General features: G+C 46.1%; 17 protein-coding genes. 12 read left to right on the forward strand and 5 right to left on the reverse strand.

All coding sequences use genetic code 11. The features are described from left to right. Positions 1–28: 28 nt before the first annotated feature. From A8O14_RS04450 to mnmH, 6 genes are all read left to right on the forward strand, one after another. Positions 29–1,150, forward strand: a complete 1,122-nt coding sequence (locus A8O14_RS04450) for a YeeE/YedE family protein (RefSeq protein WP_068948426.1) — start codon at positions 29–31, stop codon at positions 1,148–1,150. Between the two features lie 17 nt (positions 1,151–1,167). After that, positions 1,168–1,605 (forward strand): YeeE/YedE family protein, encoded by a 438-nt coding sequence (locus A8O14_RS04455; RefSeq protein ID WP_068948427.1) that lies wholly within the window; start codon positions 1,168–1,170, stop codon positions 1,603–1,605. 1 nt (position 1,606) lies between these two features. Then, complete coding sequence (locus A8O14_RS04460; RefSeq protein WP_068948428.1) at positions 1,607–2,044, forward strand: DUF6691 family protein; 438 nt, start codon at positions 1,607–1,609, stop codon at positions 2,042–2,044. A gap of 71 nt (positions 2,045–2,115) precedes the next feature. Beyond that, positions 2,116–2,460, forward strand: coding sequence for a TIGR01244 family sulfur transferase (locus tag A8O14_RS04465; RefSeq protein WP_068948429.1), 345 nt, complete (start codon positions 2,116–2,118; stop codon positions 2,458–2,460). Positions 2,461–2,480: 20 nt separating this feature from the next. After that, complete coding sequence (locus A8O14_RS04470) at positions 2,481–2,900, forward strand: acyl-CoA thioesterase (protein ID WP_068948430.1); 420 nt, start codon at positions 2,481–2,483, stop codon at positions 2,898–2,900. 6 nt (positions 2,901–2,906) lie between these two features. Further along, on the forward strand, positions 2,907–3,980 hold the full coding sequence (mnmH, locus tag A8O14_RS04475; protein ID WP_068948431.1) for a tRNA 2-selenouridine(34) synthase MnmH: 1,074 nt from the start codon (positions 2,907–2,909) through the stop codon (positions 3,978–3,980). Between the two features lies 1 nt (position 3,981). On the opposite strand, the gene A8O14_RS04480 is transcribed toward mnmH, so the two are convergent. Beyond that, complete coding sequence (locus A8O14_RS04480) at positions 3,982–5,160, reverse strand: acyl-CoA dehydrogenase (protein ID WP_068948432.1); 1,179 nt, start codon at positions 5,158–5,160, stop codon at positions 3,982–3,984. A 95-nt stretch (positions 5,161–5,255) separates the two neighbouring features. Between A8O14_RS04480 and A8O14_RS04485 the strand changes: the two genes are divergently transcribed. Both A8O14_RS04485 and A8O14_RS04490 read left to right on the forward strand, forming a co-directional pair. Further along, positions 5,256–5,966: a queuosine precursor transporter gene (locus A8O14_RS04485; protein ID WP_068948433.1), complete on the forward strand. Its 711-nt coding sequence runs from the start codon at positions 5,256–5,258 to the stop codon at positions 5,964–5,966. A gap of 110 nt (positions 5,967–6,076) precedes the next feature. Then, positions 6,077–7,684, forward strand: a complete 1,608-nt coding sequence (locus A8O14_RS04490) for an ABC-F family ATPase (protein WP_071608669.1) — start codon at positions 6,077–6,079, stop codon at positions 7,682–7,684. Positions 7,685–7,728: 44 nt separating this feature from the next. On the opposite strand, the gene A8O14_RS04495 is transcribed toward A8O14_RS04490, so the two are convergent. The 4 genes from A8O14_RS04495 to A8O14_RS04510 are packed head-to-tail and all read right to left on the reverse strand — an operon-like array spanning position 7,729 to position 11,227. Beyond that, positions 7,729–7,995, reverse strand: coding sequence for a DUF1289 domain-containing protein (locus tag A8O14_RS04495; protein WP_191904672.1), 267 nt, complete (start codon positions 7,993–7,995; stop codon positions 7,729–7,731). After that, positions 7,992–9,164 carry a GNAT family N-acetyltransferase gene (locus A8O14_RS04500; RefSeq protein ID WP_068948435.1) on the reverse strand — a complete coding sequence of 391 codons (1,173 nt, stop codon included), beginning with the start codon at positions 9,162–9,164 and terminating at the stop codon, positions 7,992–7,994. Before A8O14_RS04500 ends, A8O14_RS04495 begins: the two co-directional genes overlap by 4 nt. Positions 9,165–9,166: 2 nt before the next feature. Further along, positions 9,167–9,553, reverse strand: a complete 387-nt coding sequence (gene gloA / locus A8O14_RS04505; RefSeq protein ID WP_068948436.1) for a lactoylglutathione lyase — start codon at positions 9,551–9,553, stop codon at positions 9,167–9,169. Between the two features lie 3 nt (positions 9,554–9,556). Then, positions 9,557–11,227: an electron transfer flavoprotein-ubiquinone oxidoreductase gene (locus A8O14_RS04510; RefSeq protein WP_099092302.1), complete on the reverse strand. Its 1,671-nt coding sequence runs from the start codon at positions 11,225–11,227 to the stop codon at positions 9,557–9,559. A gap of 160 nt (positions 11,228–11,387) precedes the next feature. On the opposite strand from A8O14_RS04510, the gene A8O14_RS04515 reads away from it, so the two are divergent. From A8O14_RS04515 to A8O14_RS04530, 4 genes are read left to right on the forward strand one after another with little or no spacing between them, the layout of a single operon-like run. Next, a complete protein-coding gene (locus A8O14_RS04515) occupies positions 11,388–12,089 on the forward strand; it encodes a CoA transferase subunit A (RefSeq protein WP_068948438.1) in 702 nt (233 codons plus the stop codon). A 16-nt stretch (positions 12,090–12,105) separates the two neighbouring features. Next, positions 12,106–12,756, forward strand: a complete 651-nt coding sequence (locus A8O14_RS04520; protein WP_068948439.1) for a CoA transferase subunit B — start codon at positions 12,106–12,108, stop codon at positions 12,754–12,756. Positions 12,757–12,791: 35 nt separating this feature from the next. Beyond that, the gene (locus A8O14_RS11995; protein ID WP_068948440.1) at positions 12,792–14,669 is read left to right on the forward strand and encodes an alpha/beta fold hydrolase; all 1,878 of its coding nucleotides are present in this window, start codon (positions 12,792–12,794) and stop codon (positions 14,667–14,669) included. 21 nt (positions 14,670–14,690) lie between these two features. Further along, entirely contained in the window at positions 14,691–16,718 is a 2,028-nt protein-coding gene (locus A8O14_RS04530) for a RelA/SpoT family protein (RefSeq protein ID WP_068948441.1), read from the forward strand. The last annotated feature ends 5 nt before the right edge of the window (positions 16,719–16,723 follow it).

Below are 16,723 nucleotides of genomic sequence, written 5' to 3' on the forward strand. Positions count from 1 at the left end.
TTATCGAGTAGACACGTAAAATAAAGCCATGAATACAGTTGATATCTCCTCCCTGAGTCATCAGGCACTGTGGATCACTTTTTTTGTGACCGTATTGCTTGGCGCCATCATGCAGCGCACTAACTTTTGTACGATGGGTGCAATTGCCGACTTGTTTGTGATGTCTGATTTATCCAGATTGCGCCAATGGTCCTTGGCTATAGGGGTTGCTATCTTGGGAGTGACATTATTTTCTACGGCTGGTCTGATCGACACCTCAAAATCTATCTATACATCCAGTAAATTGATGTATCTCTCTATTTTGGTTGGTAGTACGCTATTTGGCATGGGCATGGTCATGGCTTCTGGTTGTGGCAGCAAGACGCTAGTGCGTATCGGCGGTGGAAATCTCAAATCACTGGTGGTGTTTCTGGTCCTAGGTCTCGTTGCTTACATGACCCTTCGTGGCTTTTTGGGTGTTATTCGTATTAATACCTTAGACGCTTTCTTTATTACCTTAAATACGAATCAAGACTTACCAAGCATTGTGGCTGAGGAACTTAGCCAGCCTCGCACTAATGTGCATATTCTTTTGGGGCTGATTATTGGTGGTGCTTTTATCTTGTTCGCGCTTCTTAATAAATCTTTTTGGACTATCAAGAATCTACTCGCTGGTTTTGGAGTCGGCTTAGCAATTTGTGCTGTATGGTGGATATCTGGTTACCTTGCGTTTGTGGCTGAGGATCCAAATACTTTAGAAGAAGTCTTTTTGGTCACTAATTCTGGAAAGATGGAAAGTCTCTCCTTTGTTGCTCCTTATGCATATTCATTAGATTGGTTAATGTTTTATAGCGATACCTCCAAGGTTCTCACGATTGGCATAGTGGCGGTATTGGGCATGGTTTGCGGTTCAGCAATTGTTGCTTTACTCACTAAAACCTTTCGCTGGGAATCCTTTGTAAATGCAGAAGACATGGCTAATCACATGATCGGTGGCGCTTTAATGGGATTCGGTGGTATTGCAGCTCTAGGCTGCACCATTGGGCAGGGTCTTAGTGGGATTTCTACATTAGCAATTGGTTCATTTTTAGCTATCCCCGGATTTTTCTTGGGAGCATATCTAGGTTTGCGTTACTTGCAAATGCGACTTGCCCCAAATCCATGCGCTTAACTCTGCAGGAATAAACCATGCAAATAGATTGGCTCACATTTACCCCCATTCCTTCTTTGTTGGGGGGAATCATTTTGGGTATCGCAGCCGTTCTCTATGTTTTGCTTCATGGTCGAATTCTGGGCATCAGTGGCATAGTCTCTGGCTTGATGCATCCCAAGCAGGGAGATTGCGCTTGGCGCATTGTCTTGACATTAGGTTTGCTGACTGCGCCACTATTGGCAGCTCTGTTTTTTGAAATTCGTCCGATAGTAGAGATTGATGCAGATTGGTTTGCTGTCATTATTGCGGGCCTATTGGTAGGCTTTGGTGCTCAATATGGATCTGGCTGCACAAGTGGCCATGGCATTTGCGGTCTATCTCGCTTATCGCCGCGCTCATTAGTGGCCACGCTCTCATTCATGGGTGCTGGCTTTTTAACAGTCTTCGTATTGCGTCATATGATCGGACTCTGATATGAAAAAGCATATTGGTTTATTCAGTCAGTATTTCATCGGCGTACTCTTTGGTTGGGGTCTGATTATTTCCGGAATGAGCAATCCGCAGAAAATCCTCGCATTTTTAGATTTGGCTGGCTCGTGGGATCCTTCTCTAATTTTTGTGATGCTTGGTGCCGTATTAGTAGGACTGGGGGGCTTTTATGTTGTTAATAAAAGAACCGAAGCTTTCTTTGGTGGGGCTATGCATATTCCCAAACGCCGTGATATCACTAAGCCATTAATCATCGGTAGTCTGATATTTGGTACTGGCTGGGGTATTGCTGGCTTTTGCCCAGGACCTGCAATCGTTGCTCTGGGTGCCGGGCATCTAAAGGCCCTCGTATTTCTGGTGGCCATGTTGGCAGGCATGGAAATCTGCGACAGATTCTTCAGCGCCCATAAAAAGTCAATCTAAGGCAGTCAAGTAGCGCCTGATTTAGAATCACTCCTATTATTGGTGATTAATTCTGAATCAAAGAGGGTGCAATGAGTCTTCCTATAACTTGTCATAACGATCAATTTGGAACACTTGGACAAATCGATCCAAGTCATTTGGCTGAAATCGCTCAGCAAGGCTATAAAAGCGTGATTAACAATCGCCCTGATGGTGAAGGCGGCCCTGACCAACCAACTAGCGCAAGCATTCAAGCAGAGGCTGAAAAATTAGGCTTGAACTATGCCTATTTACCAGTAGTACCAAGTGCAATGACTGTAGAGCAAGTGAGGGAGATGGCGCGCTTATTGAAAACGATGCCTGGCCCTGTGTTGGCTTTCTGTCGTTCAGGCGCACGTTCCACTAATTTGTACCAGCTTGCTTTGCAAGTTCAGTAAGTAGACAGTAATTCGTCAGCATGCGCATTGTTATTCCTGAAGAACGCAAGCTTGTTCACGAGATGATCTTGCCAATTCGTTGGGGTGATATGGATGCGTATGGCCATGTCAATAACACGGTGTACTTTCGCTATATGGAGCAAGCACGGGTAGAGTGGATTACGTCCCTCGGTTATGAAGTAGCTCCTGGTCGAGAGTCAATGTTGATGATGAACGGTTTTTGCAATTTCTATAAGCAACTGTCCTATCCTGGTGATCTGATACTCAAAACTTCTATTGGCACAATCGGTAGAACCAGTATGGATGTCTATACCAGCATGGCTTTAAGCACTGCTCCAGATGAAGAGGCTGCCATCGGTGGAGCCACCATGGTTTGGGTTGATCTCACCACTAACAAATCAGCTCCTTGGCCTGAGCATGTATTAGAGAAGTTGCGCTAGTTCATCGTGCAACCTAGTAACCCCCACATTCTTAAATTAGATCAATTTCTATCACAGTTAGATCGTTTTGATCTTGTGATTGATGTGAGATCTCCGGCGGAGTTTGCACTTGACCATATTCCGGGTGCAGTCAACTATCCCGTTTTAGATAATGATGAGCGCGCCCAAATCGGCACTCTTTACAAACAGGTTTCACCATTTTCTGCGAAGAAACTTGGCGCCGCATTGGTATCTCGCAACATCGCTACTCATCTTGAAAATCATTTCCTAGAATTTCCTCGTGAGTGGCGTCCATTGATTTATTGCTGGCGTGGTGGAGAGCGAAGTGGGGCGTTTACGCATATCCTCAATCGCATTGGTTGGAAAGCCATGCAGCTAGAAGGCGGTTATCAGGGATTCAGGCGAACCGTTATTGATGGCTTAGATAAGGCTGCAAAGCAATTTTCTTTCCAAGTGATTTGTGGCATGACCGGTAGCGGTAAGACTAGGGTACTGCAAGAGGCGCAAAATTATGGTGCCCAGATCTTGGATCTCGAGGCTCTAGCGATTCATCGTGGATCCGTGTTGGGTAATGAGCCAAATATTGAGCAGCCTTCGCAAAAAGGCTTTGAGACGCAGTTATGGAATGCATTGCGCTCCTTAGATCCATCAAAACCTGTACTTGTCGAGTCAGAGAGCAAGAAGGTAGGCGGTGTACACATACCTGACGCTCTGATGGAAAAGATTCGCAATGGCGCTTGTATTGAATTACGCTCGAGTGCTCAAACACGAGTGTCATGGCTCATCCGTGAGTACCATCATTTCTTAAGTGATACGAACAACTTCAAAAGTAAACTCGCTTTGCTAACAGCGCATTACGGAAAAGTACAGATTGCTAAATGGAACGATGCGATTGATGCTGGGCAGTTTCCGGAATTGGTAGAGGAGTTGCTAGTAAAACACTATGACCCATCCTATCAGTCCTCCATCGTGCGCAATTTTCCTCAATATAAGATTGAGAATTTTGTGCAATTAGAGAATGATAGCGATGAGGCTTTTGCTAAAGCAGCAAAGACCATTGTGACAAAGCTAAAAGCCTAGACTAGCTAAAAGCCTGAATCCCGGTTTGTGCGCGACCTAGAATAAGCGCGTGAATATCGTGTGTTCCCTCATAGGTATTCACAACTTCTAAGTTCATCATATGACGCACGACACCATACTCATCAGAAATGCCATTACCACCGTGCATATCACGGGCCATACGGGCAATATCTAAAGACTTGCCGCAGGAGTTGCGTTTCATGATGGAGGTAATTTCTGGGGCAGCGATGCCTTCATCTTTCATGCGACCCAAACGTAAGCAACCTTGTAAGCCGAGAGCAATTTCTGTTTGCATATCAGCCAATTTCTTTTGAATGAGTTGATTTGCCGCTAAAGGCTTACCAAACTGTTTGCGATCCATAGTGTATTGACGCGCTGCTTGCCAACACCACTCAGCAGCACCTAATGCACCCCAAGAAATCCCATAACGTGCAGAGTTCAAACAGGTAAATGGACCTTTGAGACCGGTGACTTCTGGGAATTCATTTTCAGCAGGAACAAATACCTCGTCCATCACGATTTCACCTGTAATAGAGGCTCGTAGACCCATTTTGCCGCTGATCTTCGGAGCGCTCAAGCCCTTCATGCCTTTCTCTAGGATGTAGCCGCGAATGATGCCTTCATCATTCTTAGCCCAAACCACAAATACGTCAGCAATTGGCGCATTAGAGATCCACATCTTGGAGCCTGTTAGTGAAAATCCACCAGGGACTTTCTTGGCACGGGTGATCATACCTCCAGCATCGGAACCATAATTAGGTTCAGTTAAACCAAAGCAGCCAATCCATTCACCAGTAGCTAATTTAGGAAGGTATTTTTGTTTTTGTGCTTCGCTGCCAAATTCATTAATCGGAACCATCACTAACGAGGACTGCACACTCATCATGGAGCGATAACCAGAATCGACACGCTCGATTTCACGAGCGATTAAGCCGTAAGAAACATAGTTAAGATTGGCGCCACCATATTGTTCTGGAATCGTGATGCCTAAAAGACCAAGCTCACCCATTTCGCGGAAGATAGAAGGGTCTGTAGTTTCATTGCGGTAAGCATCCAAAATGCGCGGCATGAGACGACCTTGGGCGTATTCAGCTGCAGCATCTCGAATCATGCGCTCTTCTTCAGTGAGCTGGGTATCAAGTAAGAGGGGGTCTTCCCAGTTAAAGCTGGCTTTACTCATGGTTCTCGTCGTCCTATAGATTGTTTTCTGCTTGATTCCTGCGTAAGTTCAGGAATACGGATATTCTTCTTTCTATTATCCATTTTTCTAGGCTTATGGACACGCAGAGACGACACCATCGCTATTACGACCTAATTCTGGCTGCCTTTGTGGTCGTACTCCTTTGTTCGAACTTTATTGGGGCTGGCAAAGCCGCTGTCGTGACCTTGCCATACTTTGGGGAATTGCCTTTCGGAGGCGGGATTCTATTTTTCCCCATCTCCTACTTTTTTGGTGACATCCTCACAGAGGTCTATGGATACGCCTATGATCGTAGAGCGGTATGGGCAGGTTTTGCAGCCCTAGCTTTTGCAGCCATCATGGCACAGATCGTGATTGCTTTGCCAGTTGCGCCTGGTGCTTATATGGCGAACTATCAGCAGGGATTGGAAACGGTTTTTGGTAACTCATGGCGGATTGCTCTAGCTTCCATGTTTTCGTTTTGGTGTGGCAGTTTGACCAATAGTTTTGTGTTGGCCAAGATGAAAATTTGGACGGAGGGTCGTTTTTTATGGATGCGGACTATCGGTTCAACTGCAGTAGGCGAGTTAGTAGATTCATCCTTTTTTTACATGCTGGCCTTTTATGGCATTTGGCCAACCCATGAAATTATCCAAGTTGCATTGGCCCAATATTTCCTTAAAACTGCCTGGGAGGTCTTAGCAACGCCATTGACCTACTGGGTCGTCAATTTCCTCAAGCGTAAGGAAAATGAGGATTACTACGATATTCATACGAATTTCACCCCATTTCGGGTCAAAGTCTAATCAGGCCCCGATTTAGAGCTATTCCCGCCCTAAACCGTTAAAATAACGGTCTTTGCCCCCAATGCTGGGGGTATCTATTGAATTGAATTTCAGAAAGCTAGAAAACATCCGTGCTGTCCGCATCCAATATCACCATGCAGTTTGGGGCAAAGCCTCTGTTTGAAAATATTTCCGTGAAGTTTGGCGGTGGTAATCGTTATGGCCTTATCGGTGCGAACGGTTGCGGCAAGTCCACCTTCATGAAAATCCTTGGCGGTGAGTTAGAGCCTACCAGTGGCAACATCAGCTTAGATCCTGGTATTCGGTTAGGTAAGTTGCGTCAAGACCAGTTTGCTTATGAAGATGTACGCGTACTGGATGTTGTGATGATGGGTCACGAAGAGATGTGGAAAGCCGCAGCAGAGCGCGATGCAATCTATGCCAATCCAGATGCAACTGATGAAGACTACATGAAGGCTGCTGAGCTTGAAGGGAAGTATGCCGAGTATGGCGGCTATACCGCTGAAGCAAAAGCAGGTGAGTTGTTATTAGGTATTGGCATTCCAATTGAGCAGCACAACGGTCCGATGAGTAACGTAGCACCAGGTTGGAAGTTGCGCGTCCTGCTGGCTCAGGCTTTGTTCTCAGATCCAGACGTCTTATTGCTCGATGAGCCAACCAATAACTTGGATATTCACTCCATTCATTGGTTGGAAGATATTCTCAATGAGATTAAGAGCACCATCATCATCATTTCCCATGATCGCCACTTCCTCAATGAAGTCTGTACGCACATGGCTGATATGGATTATGGAACGCTCAAGGTCTACCCAGGTAACTATGATTCCTACATGCTTGCTTCTGTGCAGGCGCGTACACAACAGTTAAGTAATAACGTCAAAGCCAAAGAAAAAATTGCTGAACTAGCAGCTTTCGTTGCACGATTCTCTGCAAATGCCTCTAAAGCACGCCAGGCAACTTCACGTCAACGTCAGTTAGAGAAAATTGAAGTTGTAGAAGTGAAGCCTTCCTCACGTCAAAATCCATTTATTCGTTTTGATACCGAGAAAAAACTCCACAATATGGCTGTTGAGTGCAATGCACTGACTAAAGCCTATGACCGCGTGATCTTCAAGAACTTTAAGCTGGGTGTTCGTGCTGGTGAAAAGATTGCCATCATTGGTCAGAACGGTGCCGGTAAGACTACCTTGCTAAAAACTATCCTCAGTAAACGCTTTGAGGGTATTGCTGCTGACAGCGGTGATGTGAAGTGGGCTGAAAATGCCAACGTAGGCGTGATGCCGCAAGACAATACCGACATGTTTGCTAAAGATGAACTGCTGATGGATTGGATGAATAACTGGCGTAACACGGGCGATGATGATCAAGTCATTCGTGGCACCCTGGGTCGCCTCTTGTTCTCGGGTGACGATATTGGCAAGTCAGTCAAAGTGCTATCCGGTGGTGAAAAGGGCCGCATGATATGGGGTAAGCTCATGCTTCAGAAATACAACGTACTCGCAATGGATGAGCCAACCAATCATATGGACATGGAGTCGATCGAGAGCTTGCAGATTGCACTCGAGAAATTTGATGGCACCTTAATTTTTGTTTCTCACGACCGCGAGTTTGTTTCTGCTTTAGCAAACCGTATCTTGGAAGTGAAGATGGACGGCACTGTAGTGGATTATTCAGGCACTTACGAAGAGTATTTGCGTAGCCAGGAATTGACTGGCTAAGTAATTGGCCAAAGATAAAGTTTTACAAACAATAAGCCTGCAAATTACGCAGGCTTATTTTCTTTAGCTTGGCGCTGAAAGCGGGTTGCAGTCCCATCTTCACGAATGCGCTTCCAGACAGAAGCCTTTTCCTCGTCAGAGAAAAACACCCAATTACTCACTTCGTTTAAGGTGCGACCGCAGCCCTGGCAGATTTCATCGTATAAAGTAGTGCAAACGCCGATACAAGGGGAATCAGACTCATCATCTCCAGTAGAGAGTGAATGTGAGCCATCTTGAGGTGCTGGATTGTTAGTACTTCCTGAATTCATGGAGGTACTTTAGTCGATTTCAGCGGACTATGCTCGGAGAGCTCATCAACATAGGCTCCAATCCCTTGGTGTTCACGTTCTAGGAAGTGTGCAACAGCCTTAGAAAATCTAGGGTCTTGTATTAAATGCGCTGATTGAATAGTAGTCGGCAAAAATCCTCGGGCCATTTTGTGTTCACCCTGTGCGCCACCTTCAAAAGTTTGAATGCCTTGAGTAATACAGTATTCAATGGCTTGGTAGTATGCAGTTTCAAAGTGCAAACAAGGGATGTGCATAAGTGCACCCCAGTATCTGCCATAGGCTTTCGATGATTCTTTATCTACCACCAGCAAAGAAGCAGCAATGGGAGTGCCATCGCGTTGCGCAATGATCAGGTGAAGGTTTTCTGGCATCCCTTTTGCCCATAGCTTAAAGAATTCCTCGCTTAGGTAAGGGCTTGACTGGTGCTCAAGATAGGTGTTTTGATAACAAGCAAAAAAGAATTCCCAATCTTGATTGGTGGATTCATCTCCAGGAACATGCCTAAAGGAAATAGATTCTCTTGCCACTTGCTCGCGTTCACGGCGGATATTTTTACGACGCTTCATCGTTAGCACAGATAAAAACTGTTCAAAGCTCTGAAAGTCCTGGTTGTGCCAATGAAACTGCACCGAGTCTCTTAATAAAAAGCCCTGTTCTTTGAGATACTCGGCTTCAGCACTCATTGGAAATAGGATGTGCGCTGATGACAGTTGGTTATCTGTTAATAAAGACTTTAATCCGCTAATCAGTGTGCTCTGAACTTCAGTCTGATTGGCGTCAGGTGAGCACAAGAACCGCGAGCCCTGTACGGGGGTAAATGGAATAGCGCAAAGCACCTTCGGATAATAGTTGAGTCCTTGTTGCTCATAAGCCTGCGCCCAGGACCAGTCAAAGACAAACTCACCATAGGAGTGCTGCTTTAAATACAGGGGCATTGCCCCGATTAATTGACCGGCTCGCTTTAATACCAAATGGGCAACTTGCCAACCGGTGTTGCCACCAACGCAGCCCGTCTCTTCTAGGGCGCTTAAAAATTCATGTTTGAGAAAAGGGCCTGCATCAGTGCTGAGTAGGGCGTTCCAATCTGCTGCAGATACATCTGAGAGACGCTCTAGGATTTCTAAATGGAGCTGATCTGTGCCTGACACTATTAACGCTGAATCAGTTCAATTTTGTAACCATCAGGATCGGTTACAAAGGCGATGATAGTGTCACCACCTGCAACAGGACCGGCTGCACGAGTGACATTACCACCAGCGGCTTTAATCTTGTCGCACGCTGCGTAAGCATCTGGTACGCCGACAGCAATATGCCCATAGGCTGTGCCTAATTCATAGGAGTGAACACCATAGTTATAGGTCAACTCAATCTCAGCCTGGCCATCGCCATTGCCTTTGCCAAAACCAACAAATGCTAACGAGTACTTTTGCTCGGGGCGCTCAGTCGTGCGCAAAAGATTCATACCCAATACCTTGGTATAGAAATCAACAGAGCGTTGGAGATCGCCAACACGCAACATGGTATGCAACATCATCATGACTTACATTGCTCCGTAATTTGGACCGCCACCACCTTCAGGTGTGACCCAGACAATATTTTGGCTTGGATCTTTAATGTCACAGGTTTTACAATGCACGCAGTTCTGTGAGTTAATTTGCAGTCGTGGTTGTCCATCAGCCTCAACATATTCGTAGACGCCAGCAGGGCAGTAGCGTTGCTCTGGACCAGCATAGGTTTTGAGATTCAAAGCCACCGGTATTGCTGCATCTTTTAAGGTGAGATGAATGGGTTGATTCTCTGCGTGGTTGGTATTGGAAATAAATACCGAGGAGAGACGATCAAAACTGATCTTGCCATCTGGTTTTGGATAATCAATTGGCTTGTGCTGCGCTGCTGGTTCTAAGCACTCATGATCAGCGTGCTTGAGGTGAACAGTCCATGGCATGTTGCCGCCCAAGACCTTTTGCTCAAGACCAACCATGAGAGTGCCTACATAGAGCCCTTTAGACATCCACGGTTTGAAGTTACGCGCTTGATTGAGTTCAGTATGTAACCAGCTATTTTGGAATGCAGTTGGGTAGCCAGCCAAAACATCAGCAGAGCGATTGTCATTCAGTGCTGAGACTGCAGCTTCAGCAGCAAGCATGCCAGTTTTGATTGCGGCATGGCTACCTTTAATGCGTGAGGCATTTAAGAAGCCTGCATCACAACCAATGAGTGCGCCACCTGGGAAAACAGTTTTAGGCAGACTATTTAAGCCCCCAGCAGTCAGTGCGCGAGCGCCATAGGCAATACGCTTACCACCCTCAAAAGTATCACGAATCTTGGGATGCAATTTGTAGCGTTGGAATTCTTCAAAAGGCGAGAGGTAGGGGTTCTTATAGGAGAGACCAATGACTAAGCCAACGGCAACCTTGTTATCACCTAAGTGATAAAGGAATGAGCCACCATAAGTATCGCTCTCAAGGGGCCAGCCTGCAGTATGCACGACTAAGCCAGGTTTACTCTTCGAAGGCTCTATTTCCCAGAGTTCCTTGATGCCGATGCCATAACTTTGCGGATCGGAATCTTTATCTAAGGCGAACTTCGCAATAAGCTGTTTGCCCAAGTGACCGCGGGCACCTTCGGCAAAGAGGGTGTACTTGCCGCGGAGTTCCATACCGAGCTGGAATTGATCTGTTGGATTACCTTCTTTATCTAAACCCATAGAGCCAGTGATCACACCACTGACTGCACCTTGCTCGTTGTACAAAATTTCAGCTGCAGGAAAGCCTGGGAAAATTTCTACACCTAGTGCTTCAGCTTGCTCGCCCAACCAGCGAGTCACATTTGCTAAGCTGACAATATAGTTGCCTTCATTTTTAAAGCAGTGAGGCAACATCCAATTGGGAACTTGATAGGAATTATCTGAAGTAAGAAATAGAAATTGATCATGCGTTACTTCCGTATTAAGTGGAGCGCCCAACGCTTTCCAATTAGGGAAGAGTTCTGTAAGTGCCTTAGGATCCATCACTGCGCCAGACAGAATATGTGCGCCAATCTCAGAACCTTTTTCTAAAACGCAAACACTAATTTCTTTGCCCGACTCATTGGCAAGTTGCTTGGCTTTGATTGCGGCTGAGAGGCCAGCAGGACCACCCCCAACAATGACCAGGTCGTAATCCATGGATTCCCTGGGTCCGAATTGTTCTAGTAGCTGTGCCTGGTTCATGCAATTTCTCCGAGATTTCTTTAAAAAATAGGGTATTTCAGCCTAGATAGTTTAGATCCAACTGCCAAAAACCAAATTAGTGCCAGGACTGCCTAGGCTAAAGGGGCGGAGGCGTTATGATTGCTTTTTTACCCTTTTTGGCAATATTAGGACAAAAGTTATGAATAAAACTTACCCATCGGCAGTCGATGCCCTGCGGGATATCTTGAAAGATGGACAAAAGCTGGCGGTTGGCGGTTTTGGTCTGTGCGGTATCCCTGAGGCTTTGATCCAAGCAGTCAAGGATCTTGGCGTACAAAATCTCACTGCAATTGCAAATAATGCAGGTGTTGATGGATTTGGGTTGGGCTTGTTATTGAATTCGCGTCAAGTCAAAAAGATGGTTGCATCTTATGTTGGTGAGAACAAAGAATTTGAGCGCCAATATTTGGCGGGTGAGTTGGAATTGGAATTCACACCACAAGGTACCTTGGCAGAAAAATTGCGTGCCGGTGGTTGTGGCATTCCAGCGTTCTATACCAAAACCGGCGTTGGTACATTGGTTGCTGAAGGCAAAGAAGTAAAAGAATTTGATGGAGAGAAGTACATCATGGAGCGTTCGATCGTTTCTGATATCTCTCTCGTAAAAGCATGGAAGGCTGATAAGTCTGGTAATTTGGTTTATCGCTATACCGCACGCAACTTTAATCCAGTGGTTGCAATGGCAGGCAAGATTACGGTTGCAGAAGTGGAAGAAATTGTTGAGAACGGACGGCTACATCCTGACCAGATTCATACCCCAGGTATTTATGTCCACCGCTTGGTACTCCACAAAACCCCAGAGAAGCGCATTGAACAGCGTACTCTGACTGCAAAAGCTTAATTTTAGGAAGATCGATATGCCTTGGACTAGAGACGAGATGGCAGCACGTGCTGCTAAAGAATTAAAAGACGGTTACTACGTAAACCTCGGTATTGGTATGCCAACTTTAGTGGCAAACCACGTACCAAAAGATATGGAAGTATGGCTTCAATCCGAGAATGGACTTCTCGGAATTGGCCCATTCCCAACAGAAGAAACAATTGATGCTGACTTGATTAATGCAGGTAAGCAAACGATTACGACTTTGCCTGGCTCTTCCATCTTTTCATCTGCAGATTCTTTTGGAATGATTCGTGGTGGAAAAATCAACATTGCAATTTTGGGTGCAATGCAAGTGAGTGAGCATGGTGACCTGGCTAACTGGATGATTCCGGGCAAAATGGTTAAGGGTATGGGCGGTGCAATGGATTTGGTTGCTGGCGTAAAACACGTTGTGGTGCTGATGGAGCACGTGGCCAAGAAAAAAGATGGTACTGAAGAACTCAAAATCTTGCCAAAGTGCACCTTGCCTTTGACTGGCGTAGGCGTAATTAGCCAAATCATTACCGACCTTTGCGTTCTTGATATCACGCCAAAAGGTTTGAAGTTGACTGAATTAGCCCCTGGCATCACCAAAGAAGAGGTGATTGCTAAAACTGGTGCCCCTGTTGATACAACAGGTTTCTAACCGCAGTCACTATTTAATGAAATAATGGGATCACCATGTCGGGATCCCATCATTTTCATTCAAAGCCATCCAATCCTCAGATCTCATCTGAGGTAGATCCTTCTCTGCATGCCCATAAAAAAGGGGATGCAAAGCATTCTCATAGCAAACAAGTTTCCAATCAAAATTTACTGCTGATTGCCTTAATCTTAACTTTGGGTTTTTCTGGGGTTGAGGGTGCGGCGGCTTACTTTGCTAACTCCTTAGCGTTGATCTCCGATGCGGGTCACATGGTGACCGATGCGGCCGCCTTAGGTTTGGCACTTTTGGCACAAATTATTTCTCGCAGGCCGCCATCACCAAAACACTCATTTGGTTTTGGTAGGGCAGAGGCCTTAGCAGCATTTGTGAATAGTATTGCAATGCTTGGGTTAGTACTGTGGATTGTGATTGAAGCAGTAAGTCGTTTTGCCAACCCTCATCAGGTTGACGGATTAACGGTTACGGTAGTAGCTGCAATTGGCCTACTGATGAATATTGTTGTGGCCTATGTACTGTCGCGTGATAAGAAGAGTGTGAATACCCGTGCCGCATTGGTTCACGTGATGGGCGACTTGCTTGGATCCATTGCAGCTTTAATAGCAGGTGTCGTGATTCAGTTGACTGGTTGGATGCCGATTGATGCAATCCTCTCCATTTTGGTCTCGCTACTTATTCTCAAGTCGACGATTTCCATTTTGCATGAGTCCTATCATTTCTTGATGGAAGGTGTACCGCTGCATATTGATTATTTAGAGGTGGGCAAGGATCTTAAAAATGTTCCAGGCGTGTTGGCTGTGCATGATTTGCATGTCTGGGAGATGACTCCTAGCTTTCCTGCCCTGATTGGCCATATTGAAATTGCTGACATCAAAGAGTGGCCCTCTATCATGGCGCGCATTAACACCATGCTGTTAGATAAACACGGCATTGATCACGTCACTCTGCAACCAGAAGAGTACAGTGAGTTACATGATCATGATCATGATCACGGAATTGATGATGCTCCAAGACAAGAGCAATCCAGTAATGTGTTTCATGATGGTGATACCTTTTATGTGCAATGCTCTAGTGGAGAGTCTTCACACCGCATGGCTTATCACGCTTGGGGCAATCCGAATAACTCTAAAGTCTTGCTCTGTGTGCACGGCTTAACTAGACGCGGTAGTGATTTCAAGACGCTTGCCCAAGCAATGTGCAAAGACTATTATGTGGTTTGTCCTGATGTCGTTGGGCGTGGTGACTCGGATCGTCTGAGTAATCCGATGCAGTACGCTGTGCCTCAATATGTTGCTGATATTGCTGAGCTCATTAAAAAGTTGGGCGTATCTCAGGTTGATTGGTTTGGTACCTCGATGGGTGGTTTGATTGGTATGGTGTACGCCGCCATGCCAAATTCCCCAATACGCAGAATGCTGATTAACGATGTTGGACCAAAGATTGAGCCTGAAGCAATTAAACGCTTAGGTTCTTACGTAGGTCAACCATTTGCGTTTGCAAATCGCGCTGATGCACTTACTCGCTTAAACCAAATTTGCGCTTCTTTCGGCGAGCACACCCCACAAGAGTGGGAGGTCTATAACGGTCCTATGCTGGTACGGCACAATGGCACTTGGATCATGCACTATGACCCGAATATCTCTGTGCCATTTGCATCGGTAAACCCCATCATGGCTAAAGCTGGCGAGATGGCAATGTGGCACGCCTTTAAGCAAATTCATATTCCGATGTTAATTGTGCGTGGCGGTAATTCTGATTTGCTTTCTGCGGCGACTGTTGCGGAGATGTGCAAAGTCAATCCTTATGCCCGCAGTATTGAGATACCCAATGTCGGTCATGCGCCAGCCTTTGTAAAGCCAGAACAAATCGCTTTAGCAAAAGAATTCTTTAGTTAACCTTTTAATTCATTTTTGCCGATGGCAAATTCGCCTGCTAAATCCGAAAAAGTATCCGTCTTTCAAGATGCTTGGTATGGCGAGCCTGCTGAGTCACACTCTGCAGGTGTCACTCAAATTCTACAGTCTCTCAATCTGGATGAGGCTACCTTAATCGCAGCAAATAATATTGCTCGTACTCACGGCAAAGATGCGCTGAGTAAACTGATCGGGGAAGAGTCAGCCAAACTCTTAATTGGCTATCGTGGTTTGCGCCAAGCCCAAGCGAAGTTAGTGCGCGAAGATGGCGGGCTAAGTGTTTCCGGTCAAGAAGAGATGCTGCGCAAAATGCTCTTGGCGTTTGGCGATGATTTAAGGGTTGTTCTAATTTATCTTGCCTCACGCCTACAAACCCTGCGTTGGGTTACACAAGAAAAAATGGAGATGCCAAGCGCTTGGGCACAAGAGATTCTCAACATTGATGCCTCGTTAGCAAATAGACTAGGTATCTGGCAAATGAAGTGGGAGATGGAGGATCTAGCCTTCCGTGCACTGTCACCAGTGGTCTACCGTGATATTGCCAAGATGCTTGATGCGAAGCGCATTGAACGTCAAGCATTTATTGAACGCATTGTGCGTGAACTGAAAGAGGAATTAAAGAGCGCTCATATTATTGGTGATGTATTGGGTAGACCAAAGCATATTTACAGCATCTGGAAAAAGATGCAGGGCAAGTCTCTTGATTTTGCAAACTTATATGACGTTAGAGCATTTCGAGTCTTGGTGGAGGATGTCAAGACTTGTTATGCCGTATTGGGAATCGTTCATAACGTGTGGCAACCAGTGCCCCGTGAATTCGATGATTACATCGCAAGACCTAAACCCAACGGTTATCAATCTCTCCATACGGTGGTCATGAATGAAGACGGTACTGCCTTTGAGATTCAGGTGCGTACTCATGAGATGCATCAACAAGCTGAGTACGGCTTGGCAGCTCACTGGCGATACAAGGAAGGTGCTTATGCTGGTATGGCTACTCCGCCTAATCTGTCAAAGACCAATAAGCCCAGCACCCATCATCAGCAGGGCACCCATAGCGCCGAGGTTGCTTATGAAAGGCAGATTGCTTGGGCAAGGCAACTCATCTCTTGGAAGGAAGATGCTTGGGATCAACTCAAGCATCACGAGATCGATGATCACATTTATGTGCTCACCCCTTTGGGCAAAGTGATTTCCTTAGAGAAGGGCTCAACGCCCATTGACTTTGCCTATGCCGTGCATACCAACCTTGGCCATCGTTGTCGTGGTGCGCGCGTCGATGGCGCAATGGTTCCTTTGGAAACTGCTTTACAAAATGGGCAGTCGGTAGAAATCATTGCTGTGAAGCATGGCGGCCCATCACGTGATTGGGTAAGTCCAGATAAAAATTACCTTCGTTCTCAAAGAGCACGTCAGCGTGTTCGTGCCTGGTTCAACGCGCTCGATGATGAAGAAGCTGGACAGATTGCAAAAGCGCCTGAGAATAAAACTGAGGCTAACCCAGAAGCAAAACCCATTACACCTGAAATTGTCCTTCGCAATAGCAGCCGCAAAACTGGACAGGGTGGTGATGTCTTAGTGGTGGGTGTGGACTCTTTATTGACGCAACTTGCGCGTTGTTGCAGACCTGTGCCGCCAGATTCCATTGCAGGATTTGTGACTCAAGGTAGGGGCGTGTCGATTCATCGGCGTTCTTGCAAAACATTCAGAGGTCTTTTGGATAGGGCTCCTGAAAGAGTCATTCAGACTGCATGGACAGCGTCGGCAGCTGACCCTGTAGCAAGCTCAGAGCAAAAACGTGTCTTCCCTGCAGATCTAGTGGTGAGTGGCCTAGATCGACCTGAGCTCATGCGGGAGCTATTTGAGATTTTGACGCGCCAAGGTGTGCATGTGACTGATTTACGCAAATCGGCCAAAAAGGGACTAGCGCAGATCCTTTTGACGGTTGAAGTGAAGGATTCTGAAGTCTTGAGGGTGGTTCAAAATAGCCTAGAAGAGGTCAAAGGGGTCACCCAAGTACGTCGCCGGTGATAAAC

Origin of the sequence: Polynucleobacter wuianus (assembly GCF_001659725.1) — a bacterium.
Taxonomy (GTDB): Bacteria; Pseudomonadota; Gammaproteobacteria; order Burkholderiales; family Burkholderiaceae; genus Polynucleobacter; species Polynucleobacter wuianus.